The following is a 19474-nucleotide window of genomic DNA, read 5'->3' as shown; positions in this document are numbered from 1 at the left end:
CTCCTACCACGGTGGTGGACACACCTCGTGGGTTGGACACAGGCCGTCGTAGGGGCGGGTTCACCCGCGAAAGGGCCGGGCCTGCTGGCCAATTTCCACCCGCCGTTCACCGTCGCCGGCGCTACCGTATTCGCGGGTAAGCCCGCTCCTACCACGGTGGTGGACACACATCGTGGGTTGGACACAGGCCGTCGTAGGAGCGGGTTTACCCGCGAAAGGGCCGGGCCTGCTGGCCAATTTCCACCCGCCGTTCACCGTCGCTGCCGCCACCGTATTCGCGGGTAAACCCGTACCTCAAGGTGGCCGCGTAAACCCATGAAAAACGGGGCATGCCATCGCTGGCATGCCCCGTTTTCATACAGCTGATGCGCCTCAGGCGACCTTGACGATCCAGCCTGCCGGTGCCTCTACATCGCCGCTCTGGATACCGGTCAGCTCGTTGTAGAGCTTCTGGGTAACCGGGCCGACCTTTTCCAGGTCGTGGAACACGTGCAGCTTGCCGTTGTACTCGATGCCGCCGATCGGGGTGATCACGGCTGCGGTGCCGCAGGCACCGGCTTCGACGAAGCGGTCCAGCTTGCTGATCTCGACATCGCCTTCGATCACGGTCAGGCCCAGACGCGATTGCGCCAGTTCCATCAGCGAGAGGCGGGTGATGCCTGGCAGTACCGAGGCCGATTTCGGGGTGACGAACTCGTTGTTGGCGGTGATGCCGAAGAAGTTGGCCGAACCGACTTCCTCGATCTTGGTGTGGGTCAGCGGGTCGAGGTAGATGGCGTCGGCGAAGTTGGCCTTCTTCGCTTCAGCGCCCGGCTGCAGGCTGGCAGCGTAGTTGCCACCGACCTTGGCCGCGCCGGTGCCCTGTGGGGCAGCACGGTCGAAGCTGGAAATCTGGAAGTTGTGCGGCTTCATGCCGCCCTTGAAGTACGAACCAACCGGGATGGCGAACACCGAGAAGATGAACTCGGGGGCGGTGCGCACGCCAATGTTGTCGCCGGTGCCGATCACGAACGGGCGCAGGTACAGGGCGCCTTTGCCGTGCGGTGGCACGAACTTTTCATTCGCCTTGACCACTTGCTTGCACGCTTCGATGAACACATCGGTCGGCACGTGCGGCATCAGCAGGCGTGCGCAGCTGCGCTGCATGCGGGCCGCGTTCTGGTCCGGGCGGAACAGGTTGATCGAGCCGTCCTTGCAACGGTAGGCCTTCAGGCCTTCGAAGCACTGCTGGCCGTAGTGCAGGGCCGTGGAGCCTTCACTGATGTGCAGTACGTTGTCTTCGGTCAGGGTGCCCTTGTCCCACTCGCCATTGCGCCATACGGACAGGTAGCGTTTGTCGGTCTTGATGTAGTCGAAACCCAGCTTGTCCCAATTAATGCTTTCGTTGCTCATGACACCCTCATTGTCTTGCAAGTGCCCGATCGCTCGGGCTGCTGTTATATGCGCACCATGCCACCTTAAACCATCCTTGGCGGATCGGGAACGGCCAGTCACGAATTGATAGGCTGCGATGCTTTTTTTTCGGTGTCTACAACAGCAAGTACTCATCCAGCGCCAGGTTTTCCAGCAATACCGCATCATGGGACGCCACTATCAGCGCCCCGCGAAACTGCCCAAGCATACCTTCCAGGGCTGTCAGCGATGGCAGGTCCAGGTGGTTGCCGGGTTCGTCCAGCAGCAACAGATCGAGCGGCCGTTCGCGGTACAGCACGGCGGCCAGCGCCGCCTTCATACGCTCGCCGCCGCTCAGCAGGCTACTGGGCAGTTCGATACGGGCCGCATCCAGGCCCAGTTGCGCCAGGCGGCTGCGCAATTTCCCCTGGGCCAGCGTCGGGTTGGCTTGGCGTAGGTGTTCGAGCACGCTACGGTTGCCTGCCAGTGTGCTGCAGTGCTGGTCGAGCAGGGCGGTCTCACCAATGAGGCGCACATTGTCGGGCGATGCCGGCAATTCCCCATTCAGCAGCCTGAGCAGGGTGGACTTGCCACTGCCATTGGCGCCGATCAGCCCTACGCGCTGGCCCAGGCACAAGCGCAGGTCAAGCGCTTTGCGGGTGCCATGGGGCAAGCAAAGTGCCTGCAAGGCCAAGACCTCTCGGCCCGGATGACGCTGAGGAGTGGGCGCGTGCAAGGTAATAGCGCTGTCTTGCTCCACCTCGCGAGCGGCGTCACGCACTTTGCCCAGTAGCGTTTGCCGAGCATCGCGATGGTCGCGGCGCTGCTTGCCAGCAGTGGCCTGGCTGCGCTCCTGCTTGCGGTCGACCAGAATCTTGGCCTGGTTGGCGTGCTTGGCTTGGCGCCCGGCTCGGGCTTGATGGCGCTCCAGGTCTTCGCGTTGGCGCTGCAGTTCACGGGCCTGGCGTCGCTGCTCCTGCTTCAGCCGGGCAAGTTGCTGCTGGGCCTGCGCCGTCTGGTTGGCTTTTTGCGCACTATAGAGGCTGTAGTTGCCACCATAGGCCTGCAAGCCCAGGCTGGATAATTCGACAATGCGTGCCATGTGCGCCAGTAGGCTGCGGTCGTGGCTGATCACCAGCAAGCCACGGTCCCAGGCTTCGATCATGCTCAGCAGCTGGGCACGGGCGTTGCTGTCCAGGTGATTGCTTGGCTCGTCGAGGATCAGGTAATCGGCATCGCTGAGCCACGCGCCGATCAATGCCACGCGCATGGCTTGGCCACCGCTCAGGGTCCGTGCGGGCTGGCGCCAGTCGAGTTGACCCAGGCCATGGCCCTGAAGCTGTAGCTGCAATTGCTCGCGCATATCCCAGCGCTCGCCAACGGTGTCGAAATCCTGGGGCTTGATGCTGCCTTGCTCGATGCGCTCCAGCGCCGCAATCACCGGCCCCACTTGGGCCAGGTCGGCCAGCGTGGCGCTGCGCGCGATGACTTGCTGGTCCAGCAAATGGACAGGCCCGAGGCGCCGACAATGGCCGCTGCTCGGTTCACGCTGGCCGGCAAGAATCTGCCCGAGCAGGCTTTTGCCCACGCCATTGCGCCCGACCAGGCCGGTGCGGCGTTGGTCGAAGGTTTCGTTGAGGTTGCTAAACAGCGGCCTGCCATCAGGCAAGGCCAAGGAGACGCTGTCCAGCGTCATAATCGACGTGTTCGTCATGCACAACTCCACAAATGCCGCGACATCTCCGGTACGAACCGGAGGCTGAAGACTGGCCGTCGAAAGGACGGCGGCATCAATGGCGCATTGGACGAACACCTCGTCATTTAGAGAATGCGTAGCCTAACGGACCGTCTGGGGCCGGGTAAAGCATCGGCTGCCGGTTGGGGCTCAGCGCTGCGTCTGCAAGCGCTTGGCCCAGTCTCCGCCGTGGCCGTGCGCGCAGGCTTCTTCACTGTCGAATCGTACATGCCAGGCCGGATGGTCCAGCTGAATGCCGGCTTGCTCCAGCGCCAGAGCGGTAAGTGCCAGCATGCGCGCCTTCGCATCACCGACCACGGCCGCTGCCTTGTCAGCCTCTTGCTCGAATACCCAGGTAATACGCAGGCTGCTCGGAAAGTCCTCCGGGTTGAGGCGATGGGTTAGCCAACAGAAGCCGACAATCTCCGCCTTGGCGGTTTCGCAGGCATCGGTCAGGCATGCCACCAACTCCCGCTCCAGGCGGCCTATTTCGCGTTTGCCCAGTGCCTTCATGGGTTGGCCTCGTCATCGATCTGCTGGCAAAAGCGCAGGTGGTTGTCTAACGGGGCCTGCCCCTGCACCTGCAGACAATCCAGGTAGAAAGCCTTGGCCTTGTCGGCCGAGAACATACGCAGTACCGGTAGGGCGGGGGCGAGGGGCATGGGGCGTCCTTGTCCGTTGAAAAGGTGCCACTGTAGCGCAGTTGCTCCCCTTATGGTCGACCAGCCGGCAGCAATGGTTGACCACCCGCCAGCCACTGCGTAGCCTTGCCCACTTCGAGGTTCTTCGGCCTGGCCGAAGCTAAGACGGGAACGCGGTACAAGCCGCGGCTGCCCCCGCAACTGTAAGCACCGACAACGGATCGACACAGCCACTGCGCCAGCGCGCGGGAAGGCGTCATCCCGCCAGCCCGCTGTTCGACTGAACGGGGACATGGAACGGTGCAAGCCAGGAGACCTGCCTCGTCACGTTTTCGACTTTCAACCGGGCGGGGTGATCCGGTGGCGAACAAGCCCGGCCGGCCTGGCCCGCGGCTGTCGTCCTGCATGCCCGCGCCACACTGCCAAGGGCAATGCGACATGAAAACACTGGCCAAGCTCCCCGTCACCATCGTCACCGGCTTCCTCGGATCGGGCAAGACCACCTTGCTGCGCCACATGCTCGACAACGCCCAGGGGCGCCGCATTGCGGTCATCGTCAACGAGTTCGGCGAACTGGGCATCGATGGCGAGATCCTCAAGCAGTGCAGCATCGGGTGCACCGAAGAAGAAGCCAGCGGCCGCGTCTACGAGCTGGCCAATGGCTGCCTGTGCTGCACCGTGCAGGAAGAATTCTTCCCGGTGATGCGCGAGCTGGTGGCCCGCCGTGGCGACCTCGACCATATCCTCATCGAAACCAGCGGCCTGGCCCTGCCCAAGCCATTGGTACAAGCGTTCCAGTGGCCGGAAATCCGTAACGCCTGCACCGTCGATGCGGTCATCACCGTGGTCGACAGCCCGGCCGTGGCCGCCGGTACCTTTGCTGCCTACCCGGACCAGGTCGATGCCCAGCGCAAGCTCGACCCTAACCTGGACCATGAATCGCCCCTGCATGAGCTGTTCGCTGACCAGTTGGCCAGCGCCGACCTGGTGGTGTTGAACAAGGCCGACCTGATCGACGCCGAAGGCCTGGCCAAGGTGCGTGCCGAGGTGGCCGAAGAACTGCCGCCGGCGGTGAAAGTGATCGAGGCCAGCAGCGGCAAGCTGCCACTGGAGGTGCTGCTGGGCGTGGGTGCCGAGTCCGAGGCGCATATCGATGGCCGCCGAACCCACCACGATTCGCACCACGACGGCGACGATCATGACGATCATGACCACGACGCTTTCGACTCCATCTCCATCGACCTGCCAGAAGCCGACGAAAGCCTGCTGCTCGATGCATTGACCCAGTTGGTGGTGGAGTTCGGTATCCTGCGTGCCAAAGGCTTCGCCGCCATCCCGGGCAAGCCGATGCGCCTGCTGGTACAAGGCGTGGGCACCCGTTTCGACAAGCACTTCGACCGCGCCTGGCGCGCCGATGAGCCGCGCATCACCCGCCTGGTGCTGATCGGCCAGGACCTCGATGCTGCCCAGCTGGAAGCGCGCCTGCGCCAGGCACTGGGCGCCTGACCCATGCACCTGCTGCGGACCCAGCCCGGTGGTTTCGTACCGGATGACAGCATTGCCGACCTCGGCCAGACACCCGCCGAGCTGGTGATTCTCTGCAGCGGCGATTCACACCTGGCCTTGCTCGCCGACACCGCCGAGCAATTGCCCGAAGACTTTCCCAGCCTGCGCCTGGCCAACCCGATGCAGGTGCAGAACCATGCCTCGGTCGACCTGTATGTCGACCAGGTGCTGCGCCACGCCAAGGTCATCCTGGTGTCGCTGCACGGTGGCGTTGGTTACTGGCGCTATGGTGTCGAACAACTGGTCGAGCTGGCCGCCCGTGGCGTGCAGCTGATTCTGGTGCCGGGCGATGACCGCCCGGACCCGGAGCTGACCAGCCTGGGCAACGTCCGCGGTGAGCAGGCCGAGCGGCTTTGGCATTACCTGCGCCAGGGCGGCAAGGCCAACGCCATCAACCTGTTCAACTGCCTGGCCAGCCAATGGCTGGGCCGCGACTATGCCTGGGACGAGCCGCAGCCTTTGCCGCGCACGGCGGTCTATCACCCCGCCAAGGGCAGCGCGACACTCGAGGACTGGTACCCGCACTGGCACCCCGAGCAGCCAGTGGCGCCGCTGCTGTTCTACCGTTCGCACCTGCAAGCGGCCAATACCGCGTTCATCGACGTGTTCTGCCAGCGCCTGCAGGCTGCCGGCCTGAACCCGTTGCCGATCGCCGTGGCCAGCCTCAAGGAAAGCGCCTGCCTGGAACAGGTCGAAGCCTGGCTGGACGAGGTCGGCGCCGAAGTGCTGGTCAATACCACCGGTTTCGCCTTGTCCAGCCCCGAGCGCCCCAACCTGCGCCCGTTTCGCCGCGACATCCCGGTGCTTCAGGCAATCTGCGCGCAGGACAACCAGCCAGGCTGGGAAGCCAGCGAGCAGGGCCTGGGCGCGCGCGACCTGGCCATGCACATTGCATTGCCGGAGCTGGACGGGCGAATCATCACGCGCCCGGTCAGTTTCAAGGACATGGCCTGGCGCAGCGAGCGCAGCCAGTCCGACGTTGTCTGCTACCGCGCCCACCCCGAGCGCATGGACTTTGTCGCCGAGCTGGCCCGCCGCTGGGTCGAGCTGGCCCGCCTGCCCAATGCCCAGAAGCGCGTGGCATTGGTGCTGGCCAACTACCCGACCCGGGATGGCCGCATTGGCAATGGCGTCGGCCTGGACACGCCCGCCGCCGCACTCAACATCCTCAAGGCGCTGCAGGCCGAAGGCTATCCGCTGGCCGAACTGCCGGGCAGCGGTACGCAACTGATCCACCAGTTGCTCGGTGGCGTGACCAACGACCTCGACCACCTCGACCAGCGCCCCTGTGCCCAGAGCCTGAGCCTGGCCGATTACCAGGTGGCCTTCGAGCGCCTGCCGCAGGCCAACCGCCAGGCAGTGCTGGAACGCTGGGGGCCACCCGAACAGGATCCGATGTACCGCAGCGGCCGGCTGATGGTTGCCGGCCTGCGCTTTGGCTTGACCTTCGTCGGTATCCAGCCGGCGCGGGGCTACCAGGTGGACCCCAGCGCGGTGTATCACGACCCTGACCTGGTGCCGCCGCACGGCTACCTGGCATTTCACTTCTGGTTGCGTCACGCATTTGCCGCCGATGCGGTGATCCACGTCGGCAAGCATGGCAACCTCGAATGGCTGCCCGGCAAAGGCGTCGGGCTGTCGGCGCAGTGCTGGCCGGACGCGCTGCTGGGTCCGCTGCCGAACATCTACCCGTTCATCGTCAATGACCCGGGCGAGGGTGCCCAGGCCAAGCGCCGCACCCACGCGGTGATCATCGACCACCTGATGCCGCCGCTGACCCGTGCCGAAACCTATGGCCCGCTGCGCCACCTGGAACAACTGGCCGACGAGTTCTATGAAGCGCAGTTGCTCGACCCACGGCGTGCCCGCGAGTTGCAGCGTGACATCCTCGAGCTGGTCAAGGCCAACCACATCGACCGTGAATTGCAACTGGAAGGGCAACTGGACGATGCGGCGCTATGGCTGCCGCGCCTGGATACCTACCTGTGCGACCTGAAGGAGTCGCAAATTCGCGATGGCCTGCACGTGTTTGGTCAGTCACCTGAGGGGCGGCTACGCCTGGATACGCTGCTGGCGTTGTTGCGGGTCGAGCGTGGCGACGGCCGTGGCGGTAATGCCAGCCTGCTGCGGGCTTTGGCCAAAGCACTGGTGCCGGGCTGGGACCCGCTCGACTGCGACCTTGGGCAGCCGTGGCAGGGCATACGCCCTGAACAGCTGCAGGCCATGAGCAATGAACCTTGGCGCACCTGTGGCGACACCCGCGAGCGCCTTGAGCTGTTGGCACTGCAGGTGATCGGGCAGGCGCTGGAAGGCACAGCACAGTTACCCGACCTGAGTGAGTGGCAACCGGTGCACGCTGTAGTGCAGGCCCTGCGTGAAGCGGTCGCACCCAGCCTGGACGCCTGCGGCACGGCTGAAATGCATGGCCTGCTGGCAGCACTGGCCGGGCGCTTCGTGCCCGCCGGCCCCAGTGGTGCGCCTAGCCGAGGGCGCCTCGATGTGCTGCCCACTGGCCGCAACTTCTATACGGTGGACGTGCGCAACCTGCCCACCACCACAGCCTGGCGCCTGGGCTTCGCCTCGGCCAGCCTGATCCTCGAGCGCCATCTGCAGGACCACGGCGATCACTTGCGTCAGCTCGGCCTGTCGGTGTGGGGCACGGCGACCATGCGCACCGGCGGCGACGACATTGCGCAGGCCATGGCGCTGATGGGCGTGCGGCCTGTCTGGGCCACCGGCAGCCAGCGCGTCGACGACTTCGAAATCTTGCCGTTGAGCCTGCTCGACCGCCCCCGGGTGGATGTGACCTTGCGCGTTTCCGGCTTCTTCCGCGATGCCTTCGGTAACCTGATCCGCCTGTTCGACGCCGCCGTGCAGGCCGTGGCCGCGCTGGACGAACCTGACGACCTCAACCCCCTGGCTGCCCGTGTGCGCAGCGAACGGGCCACGCTGCAGGCTCAAGGCGTGGATGCCGAGCAGGCTGCACGTCAGGCTGGCTGGCGGGTGTTCGGTGCCAAACCCGGCGCTTACGGTGCCGGGGTGCAGAACGCCATCGACGGGCGCTTGTGGCACAGCCGCGACGACCTGGCAGAGGTCTACCTCAACCACGGTGGCTATGCGTACGGCGGCAGCGACGACGGCACCCCGGCCCGCGCCCAGTTCGCCCAGCGCCTGGCCAAGGTGCAGGCGGTGCTGCAGAACCAGGACAACCACGAGCACGACCTGCTCGATTCCAACGATTACTACCAGTTCCAGGGCGGCATGCTGGCGGCCTCGGAAACCCTGTCCGGGGCGGTGGTGGCCAGCTACCATGGCGACCACAGCCAGGCCGACCGACCGCGCATCCGTACCCTCAAGGAAGAGCTGAACCGGGTGATCCGCGCGCGTGCGCTCAATCCCAAGTGGATCGACGGGGTCAAGCGTCACGGCTACAAGGGTGCCTTCGAGATGGCCGCGACAGTCGACAACCTGTTCGCCTTCGACGCCACCACGCACCTGATCGACGACCATCATTACCAGGGGCTGGCCGATGCCTATGTGCTCGACCCGGCGACCCGCGATTTCATGCGCGAGCACAACCCCGAGGCCCTGCGCGACCTCACCGAGCGCCTGCTGGAGGCCCAGCAGCGCGGCTTGTGGCAGGCGCCGGGCGACTACCGCGAAGCCCTTGAGGACCAACTGCTCGATGGCGAGGAACAGGCTTGAAATGAGTGAACCCGTACAATTTCCGCTGGCGGCCGTGGTCGGTGCAGACGACCTCAAGCTGGCGCTGTGCCTGACCGCTATCGACCCCAGGATCGGTGGTGTGTTGATCGAAGGGCCGCGTGGCATGGCCAAGAGCACCCTGGCCCGTGGCCTGGCTGACCTGCTTGGCGAAGGCCCGTTCGTCACCTTGCCATTGGGCGCCAGTGAAGAGCGGCTGGTCGGCACCCTCGACCTGGATGCCGCGCTGGGGCAGGGCAAGGCGCAGTTTTCCCCGGGCGTGCTGGCCCAGGCCGACGGCGGTGTGCTGTATGTCGATGAGGTCAACCTGCTGCCCGACACCTTGGTCGATCTGTTGCTTGACGTGGCTGCCAGCGGCACAAACCGCATCGAGCGTGACGGTATCTCGCATCGGCACAGCGCCCGCTTCGTACTGATCGGCACCATGAACCCGGAAGAGGGCGAACTGCGCCCGCAGTTGCTCGACCGGTTTGGCCTGAACGTGGCGCTGGAGGGCTTGCCGGAACCCGAGGCCCGGCAGCAGATCATTCGCCGCCGCCTGGCCTTCGACAGTGACCCTCAGGCGTTCTGCGCACACTGGGCCCAGGCCCAGGCGCAACTGCGTGAGCGCTGCCAGGCGGCGCGCCAGACCTTGGCCGACATTGCCCTGGATGACCAGGCGCTGGCCTGGATTACCGAGCGCTGCTACGCCGCCGGCGTGGACGGCCTGCGCGCCGACCTGGTGTGGCTGCGCGCTGCGCGCGCCCACTGTGCCTGGCGTGGGGCTGCAGCTATCGAAGAAGTGGATGTCGAGGCGGTGGCCGAATTCGCCTTGCGCCATCGCCGCCGTATGACGCCCCAGGCCAACCCGCCGTCGGCGCCACAGCCGCCTGACCAGCAGCCTGGCGCCGGCAACCCGGGTGAACGGGGCGGGCAGGGCGACTGGGGGGCATTACCGGCACAGCCGGTGGCCAGCGGCGCCCGCCGGGAGGTGCCGAACTGGGCAAAAAAGCCCTGAGCATCCCCCAGCCACCAGCCAAAGGGGCGGATGCCAGAGCGGGCATAGGCAAGCAGAACGGTACCCGCCGTGGCCTCGTGCGAAATGCGGCGGCCGGCCGGGTAGCCTGGCTGCCGACCTTGCTCAAAGGGCGGCCACGCCAGCGACAAGACCTGTGCTGGCAGCAGCGCCAAGGCAGGCCTGCTGAGTTGTGGCTGGTGATCGTCGATGCCTCGGCTTCAACCCGGCGGCATCAGGCGCTGGCACAGACCAAAGGGCTGCTGGCGGCATTGTTCGACCAGGCCTATCGCCAGCGCGCCCGCCTGGCCCTGCTGACTGCCAGCGGGCGCACACCACAGTGGCAGCGCCACGGGCTGAAGGCATCCGCTGCCTTGCAACCCTGGCTGCAGGCCTTGGGGGCAGGTGGGGGCACGCCGCTGATCGCCGCACTGGAACAGGCGCGGCACTGGCTACAGGCGCGGCAGCGAGCCCATCCGCAAGAGGCCTTGCGTTGCCTGGTGTTCACCGACGGTCGCCTGCAGCACAGCAATACCGTGCAGCCGATGCCATGCGCCACGTTGTTGGTCGATATGGAACTGGCGCCCGTGCGCCTGGGACGCGCGCAGCGTCTGGCAGAACAATTGCAGGCTGATTACCAGCACTTGCAACAATTCAAGGTGATGGATTGAACTGGCAGGTTGCGACACTTTGTCGCAATTGGGAAAGTTGCCACAACAGCAACAGAGAAGTTGTACAAGTGCGTGACCATGCACGCACTTGTTGTGCTGGCCAATATTACTTCGGCATCGACCACGGTTGCAGGTCGTAGCCCTTTTCACACAATTCGGCGCGCACTTCTTCGATCAGGCTGGCCCACTGGGCCGGGTCGGAGTAGATGCGCGACGACACTTGCTTGGCGCCGATGCGGGTGCTGGTCCGGTCGATCACTGCCAGGCTCAGTTCACCAGTACCGTTGGGTGCATCCCAGGCTACGCACTGGAAAGGTTCGAAGGCGTGGTCGGCAATCAGCAGTGCTTCGTTGACACGGAGCGGGGCATTCATGGTTCGGTCTCTCTATGGTCCCAAACATCGAAGTGAAGTCCGCGTTGCTTCAAAGTCGCCTCATTGATCGCGAAGTGCAGCGCGGGGTTATGTCTACTGATGCTCGTTGTTCGTGGGTAAGTCACACATTGGCTGTAAATTTTTTTTCAGGGTCGACGCTGTTCTTGCCGGCGCCGCCATGTGATGTCGATAAAGTGCGAAAATTCCCGTGGCGGTTTGTAAAAAAATGATTCGGCAGACAGACGGTACTGGGAACCGTCAACTTCGTTGCTACTGTTAAACGGGCGCCACAACTTGCTGTTTTACTTCAAAAAACCAAAAACTGGCGCCAAGGATCGGTCATGCAGCAGCCTGCCGCTCAACGCCGTTTGCTTATCGTCGACCCCTGCGACGATTGTCACCGCTTGCTACCTGGCCTGCGCAACGCAGGCTGGGATGTGGACAGCTGTATGCTCGGGGCTGCGCTGGACCACACGTGCGATGTCGGGCTATTGCGCTTGCAGGCTTCGCACCTGAGGCACCCGGACGCGGTCAAGGACATGATCAAGCGCAGCAACACCGAATGGATTGCCGTGCTCAGCGCCGATCAGTTGCGCATGCCGGCGTTCGGTGATTTTGTGTGTGAGTGGTTTTTCGACTTCCATACCCTGCCGTTCGACGTCTCCCGCGTGCAGGTAACCCTGGGCCGGGCCTTCGGCATGGCGCGCTTGCGCGGCAAGGGGGCCGTCAAGGTCGATGAGACGACCCATGAGCTGCTCGGCGAAAGCCGGCCTATCCGCGAGTTGCGCAAGTTGCTGGGTAAACTGGCACCCACTGAATCGCCTGTGCTGATCCGCGGAGAGAGCGGCACCGGCAAAGAGCTGGTGGCGCGCACCTTGCACCGCCAGTCGCAACGCAGCGAGCAGCCGTTCATCGCGATCAACTGCGGGGCGATCCCCGAGCACTTGATCCAGTCCGAACTGTTCGGCCATGAGAAGGGCGCCTTTACCGGTGCCCACCAGCGCAAGACCGGGCGTATCGAAGCGGCCGACGGCGGCACGTTGTTCCTCGATGAAATCGGCGACCTGCCGTTGGAGTTGCAGGCCAACTTGCTGCGTTTTTTGCAGGAGAAGCACATCGAGCGGGTGGGTGGCAGCCAGCCCATACCGGTGGATGTAAGGGTGCTGGCGGCCACCCATGTGGACCTCGAGCGGGCCATCGAGCAAGGGCGTTTCCGCGAAGACCTGTATTACCGCCTGAACGTCTTGCAGGTGGTGACTGCGCCGTTGCGCGACCGGCATGGTGACCTGTCGATGCTGGCCAACCATTTTGCCCATTTCTACAGCGTGGAGACCGGGCGTCGGCCACGGTCGTTCAGCGACCATGCCCTGGCGGCGATGGGGCGGCATGACTGGCCGGGCAATGTGCGCGAACTGGCCAACCGCGTGCGCCGCGGGTTGGTGCTGGCCGAAGGGCGGCAGATCGAGGCGCAGGACTTGGGGTTGCAACTGCTCGACCCGGAACAACAGCCGCTGGGCACGCTGGAAGAATACAAGCAGCGCGCCGAGCGCCAGGCGCTGTGCGATGTGCTCAACCGGCACAGCGACAACCTGAGCGTGGCGGCCAAGGTGCTGGGCATTTCACGGCCGACGTTCTATCGGTTGCTGCACAAGCACCAGATACGGTGATTGCTGCTGAGGTACGCTTGCGCCGTTCTTTGAAGCCGCTCTTACACAAGCCCGTGTAGGAGCGGGTTCACCCGCGAAAGGGCCGGGCCTGCTGGCCAATTTCCACCCGCCGTTCACCATTGTCGCGGCTACCGTATTCGCGGGTAAACCCGCTCCTACCGGGAAACCACAAGCCTGCGTAGGAGCGGGTTCACCCGCGAAAGGGCCGGGCCTGCTGGCCAATGTCCACCGGCCGTTCACCGTTGTCGCGGCTACCGTATTCGCGGGTAAACCCGCTCCTACCGGGGAACCACAAGCCTGCGTAGGAACGGGTTCACCCGCGAAAGGGCCGGGCCTGCTGGCCAATTTCCACCCGCCGTTCACCATTGTCGCGGCTACCGTATTCGCGGGTAAACCCGCTCCTACAGGGGAAGCACAAGCCTGCGTAGGAGCGGGTTCACCCGCGAAAGGGTCGGGCCTGCTGGTCAATTTCCACCTGCCGTTCACCGTTGTCGCGGCTACCGTATTCGCGGGTAAACCCGCTCCTACAGGGGAAGCACAAGCCTGCGTAGGAGCGGGTTTACCCGCGAAAGGGCCGGGCCTGCTGGCCAATTTCCACCTGCCGTTCACCGTTGTCGCGGCTACCGTATTCGCGGCTAAAGCCGCTCCTACAGGGAACCACCAAAACCACAAGCCCGTGTAGCGAAGAGGCCCTGCCCGGCGAACTCAGTGCGGTCCGCGTGGGATGGTCTTGAGCAAGTCTTCGGGGCTGATATGCCCCACCACCTGGGCCACCGCGCTGCCCGGGGTCGGCAGGTCGATGATGTGGCTCTTCATCTTGCCGATCACATGCATCTCGCACGGCTTGCAGTCGAACTTCAGGGTCAGCACTTCGTCACCCTGAATCAGCTGCATCGGTGCCACCTTGGTACGCACGCCGGTCACGCCCTTGGCCTGCTTGGGGCACAGGTTGAAGGAGAAGCGCAGGCAGTGCTTGGTGATCATCACCGGCACTTCGCCGTGTTCTTCATGCGCTTCATAGGCCGCATCGATCAGTTGCACACCGTGGCGGTGGTAGAAGTCGCGGGCCTTCTGGTTGTATACGTTGGCCAGGAACGACAGGTGCGACTCGGGGTACACCGGCGGTGGCGTAGTCTCGGCCTTGCGCCCGCCACGCGGATGCGCCTGCACGCGTGCTGCAGTCAGTGCCTCGATGGCTTCGCGGCGCAGGGCCTTGAGCTGCGAGTTGGGAATGAAGTACGCCTGCGGGGCATCCAGTTCGATGCGGTCGGCGTGGTACAGGGTGGTGCCCAACTGGCCGAGCAGGTCGTGCAACTGCTCCAGTGCCTGCTGCGGCTTGTTGGCTACGCCGAATGGGCCGTCCAGGGCCACCTGCACGCTCACGCCTTCTTCACTGCTGAGGGTAAGCATCAGGCGCTGCTCGCGCAGGACGGCGTGCCACTCCACGCCGACCCGGCGTTCGGAGGAAGTGCGTTGCAGGGCCTGTTGCCAGTTGTGGTCGAGGTTGCGCGACAGCGGGTGGTTGGGCCGCAGCTTGTGCAGGCCTTCGGGCATTTCGTTGGGCTCGACGCGATAGCGGTAGCGCTTCTGGCCGTCTTCTTCGAATTCGCCACGCGGTTCGGCGATGTTGGCGCGGAAGCCCACCACTTCGCGCTTGACCAGCACATTGAGGCCGTCGCCGTTGGTCAACGGTACGTCGGTGACCACTTGCATGTCACGCTTGCCGACCTTTTCCACTACGCCCACCGGCAGGCCGGTGAAGGTTGGCGAGTCGAAGGCGCCGATATCGACCTTGCGGTCGGTCACGAAGTAGTCGGTGCTGCCGCGGTGGAAGGTTTTATCCGGGTCGGGCAGGAAGAAGTGTTCGGTACGGCCGCTGGACGCGCGGGCGTACTGAGGGCGGTCTTCAAGGATGGCATCGAGCTCTTTGCGGTAATGGGCGGTGATGTTCTTCACATAGCCCATGTCCTTGTAGCGGCCCTCGATCTTGAACGAGCGCACGCCGGCATCGACCAGGTCAGCCAGGTTGGCGGTCTGGTTGTTGTCCTTCATCGACAGCAGGTGTTTCTCGAACGCAACCACGCGGCCCTGGTCATCTTTCAGCGTGTAGGGCAGGCGGCAGGCTTGCGAGCAATCACCACGGTTGGCGCTGCGGCCAGTCTGCGCATGGGAAATGTTGCATTGGCCAGAGAACGCCACGCACAGCGCGCCGTGGATGAAGAACTCGATGGCGGCATCGGTTTCGGCGGCGATGGCGCGGATTTGCTGCAGGTTCAGCTCCCGCGCCAGTACCAGTTGCGAGAAGCCAGCCTGGTCGAGGAACTTGGCCCGTTCCAGGGTGCGGATGTCGGTCTGGGTGCTGGCATGCAGCTCGATCGGCGGGATGTCCAGCTCCATCACCCCTAGGTCCTGCACGATCAGCGCGTCAACGCCGGCATCGTACAGCTGGTGAATCAGCTTGCGCGCCGGTTCCAGCTCGTTGTCGTGCAGGATGGTGTTGATGGTGGTGAACACGCGTGCATGGTAGCGATGGGCGAACTCGACCAGCTCGGCGATATCGCTGACTTCGTTGCAGGCGTTATGGCGCGCGCCGAAGCTCGGGCCGCCGATATAGATGGCGTCAGCGCCGTGCAGGATCGCTTCACGGGCGATGGCCACGTCACGGGCAGGGCTGAGCAGTTCCAGGTGATTCTTTGGAAGGGACATGTCGTTATATTTTCGGGCTGTCACGGTTTAGGCGGGCATTGTAGCGGTGAAACGGGCTGGCGGCATCATTGGGGTGCCGAGAGGTGCGGGATTGGCTGCGGGTACGCGCAACTGTGGGAGCGGCCTTGCGTCGCGAAAGGGCCGCAGAGCGGCCCCGGCGATCTTGCAGTCAGTCAACGATGTTGGGGGCGCTGCGCACCCCAACAAGCGCAGCTCAGCGCTTGGCAGCCATCGCCGTCACTTCCACACGCATGCCTTCAAAGGCCAGTGAAGCCACACCCACCGCCGCACGCACCGGCCAGGGCTTGCTGAAGAAGCGCTGGTACACCTCGTTGAACGCTGCGCGGTCGGCCATGTCGGTCAGGTAGATGGTCAGGTGCAGCACGCGGTCCATACCGCTACCGGCCTTTTCCAGGGCCACTTTCAGCGCCTGCAGGGTGCATTCGCTCTGCTCGACGATGCCGCCCAGTTCCAGGCTGCCGTCGGCGTGGGTCGGGATTTGCGTGGTGACCAGCACGCCGTTGTACTCGGCAACGTCCGAGGAAATCGACTCGGCGTCCGGGTCCGGGGTGTAGATGATGTCTGCATGTGCCATGGTGTGTCTGCCTTGCAACGGAAGGAAAACGGCAAGCCTACGCGAGCGCACCTGCCCGGTCGAGGGTGCCTCGGCGTTTGAAATGCGCGGCGTTCGCCGTCAGAATCGCAGGCGATTGCAAAACCAGAGGTTTACGTTGAACGAACAGACTTTGTCCAGGCGCCTGGAGCGCGTGGCCGCCCATGTGCCACAGGGCGCGCGCCTGGCCGACATTGGCTCGGACCACGGCTACCTGCCGGTGGCCTTGATGCTGCGTGGCGTGCTCGAGGCCGCTGTAGCGGGTGAAGTGGCACAGACGCCGTTCGCCTCGGCCCAGCGCAATGTGCGCAGAAACGGCCTGCAAGCGCAGGTAACCGTGCGCCTGGCCGATGGGCTGGCAGCGGTCGAGCCGCAAGACCGTATCTCGGTGGTGAGCATCTGCGGGATGGGCGGCGACACCATGTGCGAGATACTCGAAGCCGGCAAGCAGCGCCTTGGCGGCGTCACGCGCCTGGTACTGCAGCCCAATGGCGGTGAGCGCGAACTGCGCCAGTGGCTGGCGGGCAATGGTTACCAGATCGTCAGCGAAGAGCTGCTACGGGAAAACCGCTTCGATTACGAGATCATCGTCGCCGAGCCGGGCAGGGGGGTGTATAGCGCTGAACAGCTGTACTTCGGCCCCGTGTTGATGCAGGAAAAAAGCGAGGCGTTTGTGGTCAAGTGGCGGCGCATGCTGCGGCAGAAGCAGCAGACCCTGGCCAATTTCCAGCGGGCCCGCGATGCGGTGCCTCAGGCGAAGATCGACGATTTCAATCAGCACGTGGGCTGGATCACCCAGGTGCTGGCCTGACTCACTGCTGCGAGCAGTTGCCCATTTCCCGGTAGTCGATTTCGCGCTTCTGGCCCTGATGGTCGACGTACACCATGTGTGCGGTGCCTACCTGGCAGTCGGCGGCGTTGCTGGCCGGTGTGATGGAGATGACCTTGGCCACGTCCAGCGGCATGCCGTATTCATATTGGCTGCTGACTGGCTGGTTGTTGCCGGCATCGGCAAAAGCACCGAACGAGGCGAAGGCAGCGGCAATGGCAAGGACAGCGATCGAGCGTTTCATGACAGGCTCCTTTTTTAATGGATGGCTAATGATCTATTCATTGGTCATCCACAATAAATGGGCTAAACCGTGATAGATTCCTGCCTGTAACGCAAGAATAAGACAAAGAAAGGAGCACACCTTCATGGATATGCTGCATGCCATGCGTACCTTCACCCGTGTGGTGGAATGTGGCAGCTTCGCTGCAGCTGCCAATGCTCTGGATATTTCTGCAGCGCAGGTTTCGCGCATCGTTGCCGAGCTGGAGAACCAGCTGCAGACCCGCCTGCTGCACCGCACCACCCGGCGCTTGCGCATGAGCGAGGCGGGTGAGCGGTTTCTGGAGCGTGCACGGCAGATCATGCTGCTGACCGAAGAAGCCGTGGGCGAAGCGCGAGGGGCGCACCTCACGCCTCGCGGCCATCTGCGTTTGCACTGCCCGCACGGCATGGGGCTGTTGCTGATGCCGCTGGTGGCCGGCTACAACACGCTATACCCGGAAGTGGTGATCGAGCTGACGCTGTCGCAGCGCAACCCCGACCCGCTGGCAGAAGGGCATGATGTGGTGATCACCGTGGACGGTGCGCTGCCGGATTCGCAGCTGATCGCTGTGCCGCTGGGCAACATTTTCAGCATCCCCTGCGCGGCACCCGGTTACCTGGATACCCACGGTGTACCGGAGCGCCCGGAAGACTTGCACGGCCATCGCTGCCTGCGCATGGCTTACCCGATGTACGAAGGCGACTGGGTGTTCCCGCAAGGGGTTGACCAGTGCGTGATTGCGCCGAATGACAGTTTTTCCACCAACGTTGCCGACGCCATGCTGGTGGCCAGCGAGCTGGGCATGGGCATTGGCCTGCTGCCGTTCTACACCGCCAGCGAGGCGATCGAGCAGGGGCGCTTGCGCCGGTTGTTGGCACCGTATCGGTTGAGGGAGAGTGCGCTGTATGCGATGTATCCGTCACGCCACTACCTGGACGCCAAGGTGCGCACCTGGATCGACTACCTCAAGGAGCAGTTGCCGGCGCTGTTCGAGGGGCATGCCAGGGTGGTGGATGACGCGCGGTATTGGCGCTGAGGCGAGAGGGTCCTGTGGGAGCGGGCGCGCCCGCGAACACCGGCAAAGCCGGTGCCAGCCACAGCGTCGCCCGCCCCCCCAAGAACCGCGTTGCCTTTGCGTTACAGCGGATAGTTTTTCAATTCCCGTGCAATCAGCATGCGCTGGATCTCGCTCGACCCTTCATAGATCTGGGTAATCCGCGCATCCCGGTAGTAGCGCTCCACCGGGTAATCTTCCAGATAGCCGTACCCACCATGCACCTGGATGGCCATCGAGCACACCCGCTCGGCCATCTCCGAAGCGAACAGCTTGGCCTGTGACGCTTCCGACAGGCACGGCTTGCCGGCGCTGCGCAGGCGGGCGGCGTGCAGGATCAGCAAACGTGCGGCGTTCACCTGCACCTGCATGTCGGCCAGCAGGTTGGCAATGCTCTGGTGTTCGTTGATCGGCTTGCCAAACTGTATGCGGTCACGCGAGTAGACCAGCGCCGCTTCGAATGCGGCGCGGGCGATGCCCAAGGCCTGGGCGGCAATGCCGATACGGCCGCCTTCGAGGTTGGACAGGGCAATGGCCAGGCCCTTGCCACGCTCACCGAGGATATTGGCGGCAGGAATGCGGCAGTTGTCGAAAGTCACTGCGCAGGTGTCGGAGGCGCGAATGCCCATCTTGTGCTCACTGCGATCAACCTTGAACCCAGGGTTGTCGGTGGGCACCAGGAACGCCGACAGGCCTTTCTTGCCCAGCTCCGGGTCGGTCACTGCGAAGACGATCGCCAGGCCGGCACGGCGGGCATTGCTGACGAACTGCTTGGCACCGTTGATGACCCACTGGCCATCCACCAGCTCGGCGCGGGTGCGCAGGTTGTGCGCCTCGGAGCCGGCCTGTGGCTCGGTCAGGCAGAAGCAGCCAATCACCTCGCCGCTGGCCAGGCGAGGCAGCCACTGCTGTTGCTGTTCGGCGGTGCCGTAGGCCAGCAGCGGGCCGCAACCTACCGAGTTGTGGATGCTCATCATCGCCCCGGTGGCGCCGCAACCGGCGGCGATCTCTTCCACGGCCAAGGCATAGGCGACATAGTCGGTGTAGCTGCCGCCGAAGTCCTCGGGCACCACCATGCCCAACAGGCCCAGTTCGCCCATCTTGCGCACCACGCCATCATCGATCCAGCCGGCCTTTTCCCAGGCCTGGGCATGGGGTGCGATTTCGCCACGGGCAAAGTCCCGGGCCATGTCGCGGATCATGATCTGTTCTTCGCTCAGTTCGAGGTCTTGCATCTGTGTACTC

At 64.2% G+C, this 19474-nt stretch carries 16 protein-coding genes and 1 riboswitch; of the genes, 7 read left to right on the top strand and 9 right to left on the bottom strand.

Features of this window, described 5'->3' with window-relative positions; all coding sequences use genetic code 11:
* Positions 1–372 precede the first annotated feature (372 nt).
* From ACK59Z_RS10280 to ACK59Z_RS10265, 4 genes are all read right to left on the bottom strand, one after another.
* Positions 373–1392, bottom strand: coding sequence for a branched-chain amino acid aminotransferase (locus tag ACK59Z_RS10280; RefSeq protein ID WP_003247906.1), 1020 nt, complete (start codon positions 1390–1392; stop codon positions 373–375).
* A gap of 136 nt (positions 1393–1528) precedes the next feature.
* Positions 1529–3106: an ATP-binding cassette domain-containing protein gene (locus ACK59Z_RS10275; RefSeq protein WP_409292943.1), complete on the bottom strand. Its 1578-nt coding sequence runs from the start codon at positions 3104–3106 to the stop codon at positions 1529–1531.
* A gap of 171 nt (positions 3107–3277) precedes the next feature.
* Entirely contained in the window at positions 3278–3640 is a 363-nt protein-coding gene (locus ACK59Z_RS10270; RefSeq protein ID WP_392522985.1) for a hypothetical protein, read from the bottom strand.
* On the bottom strand, positions 3637–3789 hold the full coding sequence (locus ACK59Z_RS10265) for a hypothetical protein (protein ID WP_004577132.1): 153 nt from the start codon (positions 3787–3789) through the stop codon (positions 3637–3639). Before ACK59Z_RS10265 ends, ACK59Z_RS10270 begins: the two co-directional genes overlap by 4 nt.
* A 100-nt stretch (positions 3790–3889) precedes the next feature.
* Positions 3890–4107: riboswitch (cobalamin riboswitch) on the top strand.
* A gap of 99 nt (positions 4108–4206) precedes the next feature.
* On the opposite strand from ACK59Z_RS10265, the gene cobW reads away from it, so the two are divergent.
* From cobW to ACK59Z_RS10245, 4 genes are all read left to right on the top strand, one after another.
* Positions 4207–5274, top strand: a complete 1068-nt coding sequence (gene cobW, locus ACK59Z_RS10260; RefSeq protein WP_003247913.1) for a cobalamin biosynthesis protein CobW — start codon at positions 4207–4209, stop codon at positions 5272–5274.
* A gap of 3 nt (positions 5275–5277) precedes the next feature.
* The gene (cobN, locus tag ACK59Z_RS10255; RefSeq protein ID WP_409292941.1) at positions 5278–9039 is read left to right on the top strand and encodes a cobaltochelatase subunit CobN; all 3762 of its coding nucleotides are present in this window, start codon (positions 5278–5280) and stop codon (positions 9037–9039) included.
* A 1-nt stretch (position 9040) separates the two neighbouring features.
* Positions 9041–10054, top strand: coding sequence for an ATP-binding protein (locus ACK59Z_RS10250; RefSeq protein ID WP_108190407.1), 1014 nt, complete (start codon positions 9041–9043; stop codon positions 10052–10054).
* Positions 10055–10131: 77 nt separating this feature from the next.
* Entirely contained in the window at positions 10132–10722 is a 591-nt protein-coding gene (locus ACK59Z_RS10245; protein ID WP_108190406.1) for a VWA domain-containing protein, read from the top strand.
* Between the two features lie 106 nt (positions 10723–10828).
* Here the strand turns inward: ACK59Z_RS10245 and ACK59Z_RS10240 are convergent, their stop codons facing one another.
* Positions 10829–11095 carry a hypothetical protein gene (locus ACK59Z_RS10240; RefSeq protein ID WP_003247923.1) on the bottom strand — a complete coding sequence of 89 codons (267 nt, stop codon included), beginning with the start codon at positions 11093–11095 and terminating at the stop codon, positions 10829–10831.
* Positions 11096–11436: 341 nt separating this feature from the next.
* Between ACK59Z_RS10240 and ACK59Z_RS10235 the strand changes: the two genes are divergently transcribed.
* Complete coding sequence (locus ACK59Z_RS10235) at positions 11437–12762, top strand: sigma-54 dependent transcriptional regulator (RefSeq protein WP_019437001.1); 1326 nt, start codon at positions 11437–11439, stop codon at positions 12760–12762.
* 705 nt (positions 12763–13467) lie between these two features.
* Here the strand turns inward: ACK59Z_RS10235 and ACK59Z_RS10230 are convergent.
* Both ACK59Z_RS10230 and ACK59Z_RS10225 read right to left on the bottom strand, forming a co-directional pair.
* Positions 13468–15468 carry a U32 family peptidase gene (locus ACK59Z_RS10230; protein WP_003247926.1) on the bottom strand — a complete coding sequence of 667 codons (2001 nt, stop codon included), beginning with the start codon at positions 15466–15468 and terminating at the stop codon, positions 13468–13470.
* Positions 15469–15682: 214 nt separating this feature from the next.
* Positions 15683–16063 (bottom strand): RidA family protein, encoded by a 381-nt coding sequence (locus ACK59Z_RS10225; RefSeq protein WP_004577524.1) that lies wholly within the window; start codon positions 16061–16063, stop codon positions 15683–15685.
* Between the two features lie 136 nt (positions 16064–16199).
* Between ACK59Z_RS10225 and ACK59Z_RS10220 the strand changes: the two genes are divergently transcribed.
* Positions 16200–16892 (top strand): tRNA (adenine(22)-N(1))-methyltransferase, encoded by a 693-nt coding sequence (locus tag ACK59Z_RS10220; RefSeq protein ID WP_409292938.1) that lies wholly within the window; start codon positions 16200–16202, stop codon positions 16890–16892.
* A 1-nt stretch (position 16893) separates the two neighbouring features.
* Here the strand turns inward: ACK59Z_RS10220 and ACK59Z_RS10215 are convergent, their stop codons facing one another.
* Positions 16894–17154: a DUF2790 domain-containing protein gene (locus ACK59Z_RS10215; protein ID WP_003247932.1), complete on the bottom strand. Its 261-nt coding sequence runs from the start codon at positions 17152–17154 to the stop codon at positions 16894–16896.
* A 124-nt stretch (positions 17155–17278) separates the two neighbouring features.
* On the opposite strand from ACK59Z_RS10215, the gene ACK59Z_RS10210 reads away from it, so the two are divergent.
* Positions 17279–18211: a LysR family transcriptional regulator gene (locus ACK59Z_RS10210; protein ID WP_003247933.1), complete on the top strand. Its 933-nt coding sequence runs from the start codon at positions 17279–17281 to the stop codon at positions 18209–18211.
* 101 nt (positions 18212–18312) lie between these two features.
* On the opposite strand, the gene ACK59Z_RS10205 is transcribed toward ACK59Z_RS10210, so the two are convergent.
* Positions 18313–19464 carry an acyl-CoA dehydrogenase family protein gene (locus ACK59Z_RS10205; protein WP_014590771.1) on the bottom strand — a complete coding sequence of 384 codons (1152 nt, stop codon included), beginning with the start codon at positions 19462–19464 and terminating at the stop codon, positions 18313–18315.
* Between the last annotated feature and the right edge of the window lie 10 nt (positions 19465–19474).

This window comes from Pseudomonas sp. KCJK9058, from assembly GCF_046230975.1.
In the GTDB taxonomy this organism is placed as follows: Bacteria; Pseudomonadota; Gammaproteobacteria; order Pseudomonadales; family Pseudomonadaceae; genus Aquipseudomonas; species Aquipseudomonas alloputida.
The sequence above is the reverse complement of the archived record's forward strand: the minus strand, read 5'-3'. Positions and strand labels throughout refer to the sequence as shown.

Coding starts and splice junctions, on each gene's coding strand:
- ACK59Z_RS10235 (WP_019437001.1), top strand. CDS start 11,437: ATGCAGCAGCCTGCCGCTCAACGCCGTTTGCTTATCGTCGACCCCTGC.
- ACK59Z_RS10230 (WP_003247926.1), bottom strand. CDS start 15,468: ATGTCCCTTCCAAAGAATCACCTGGAACTGCTCAGCCCTGCCCGTGAC.
- ACK59Z_RS10280 (WP_003247906.1), bottom strand. CDS start 1,392: ATGAGCAACGAAAGCATTAATTGGGACAAGCTGGGTTTCGACTACATC.
- ACK59Z_RS10275 (WP_409292943.1), bottom strand. CDS start 3,106: ATGACGAACACGTCGATTATGACGCTGGACAGCGTCTCCTTGGCCTTG.
- ACK59Z_RS10215 (WP_003247932.1), bottom strand. CDS start 17,154: ATGAAACGCTCGATCGCTGTCCTTGCCATTGCCGCTGCCTTCGCCTCG.
- ACK59Z_RS10270 (WP_392522985.1), bottom strand. CDS start 3,640: ATGAAGGCACTGGGCAAACGCGAAATAGGCCGCCTGGAGCGGGAGTTG.
- ACK59Z_RS10205 (WP_014590771.1), bottom strand. CDS start 19,464: ATGCAAGACCTCGAACTGAGCGAAGAACAGATCATGATCCGCGACATG.
- cobN (WP_409292941.1), top strand. CDS start 5,278: ATGCACCTGCTGCGGACCCAGCCCGGTGGTTTCGTACCGGATGACAGC.
- ACK59Z_RS10250 (WP_108190407.1), top strand. CDS start 9,041: ATGAGTGAACCCGTACAATTTCCGCTGGCGGCCGTGGTCGGTGCAGAC.
- cobW (WP_003247913.1), top strand. CDS start 4,207: ATGAAAACACTGGCCAAGCTCCCCGTCACCATCGTCACCGGCTTCCTC.
- ACK59Z_RS10210 (WP_003247933.1), top strand. CDS start 17,279: ATGGATATGCTGCATGCCATGCGTACCTTCACCCGTGTGGTGGAATGT.
- ACK59Z_RS10265 (WP_004577132.1), bottom strand. CDS start 3,789: ATGCCCCTCGCCCCCGCCCTACCGGTACTGCGTATGTTCTCGGCCGAC.
- ACK59Z_RS10240 (WP_003247923.1), bottom strand. CDS start 11,095: ATGAATGCCCCGCTCCGTGTCAACGAAGCACTGCTGATTGCCGACCAC.
- ACK59Z_RS10225 (WP_004577524.1), bottom strand. CDS start 16,063: ATGGCACATGCAGACATCATCTACACCCCGGACCCGGACGCCGAGTCG.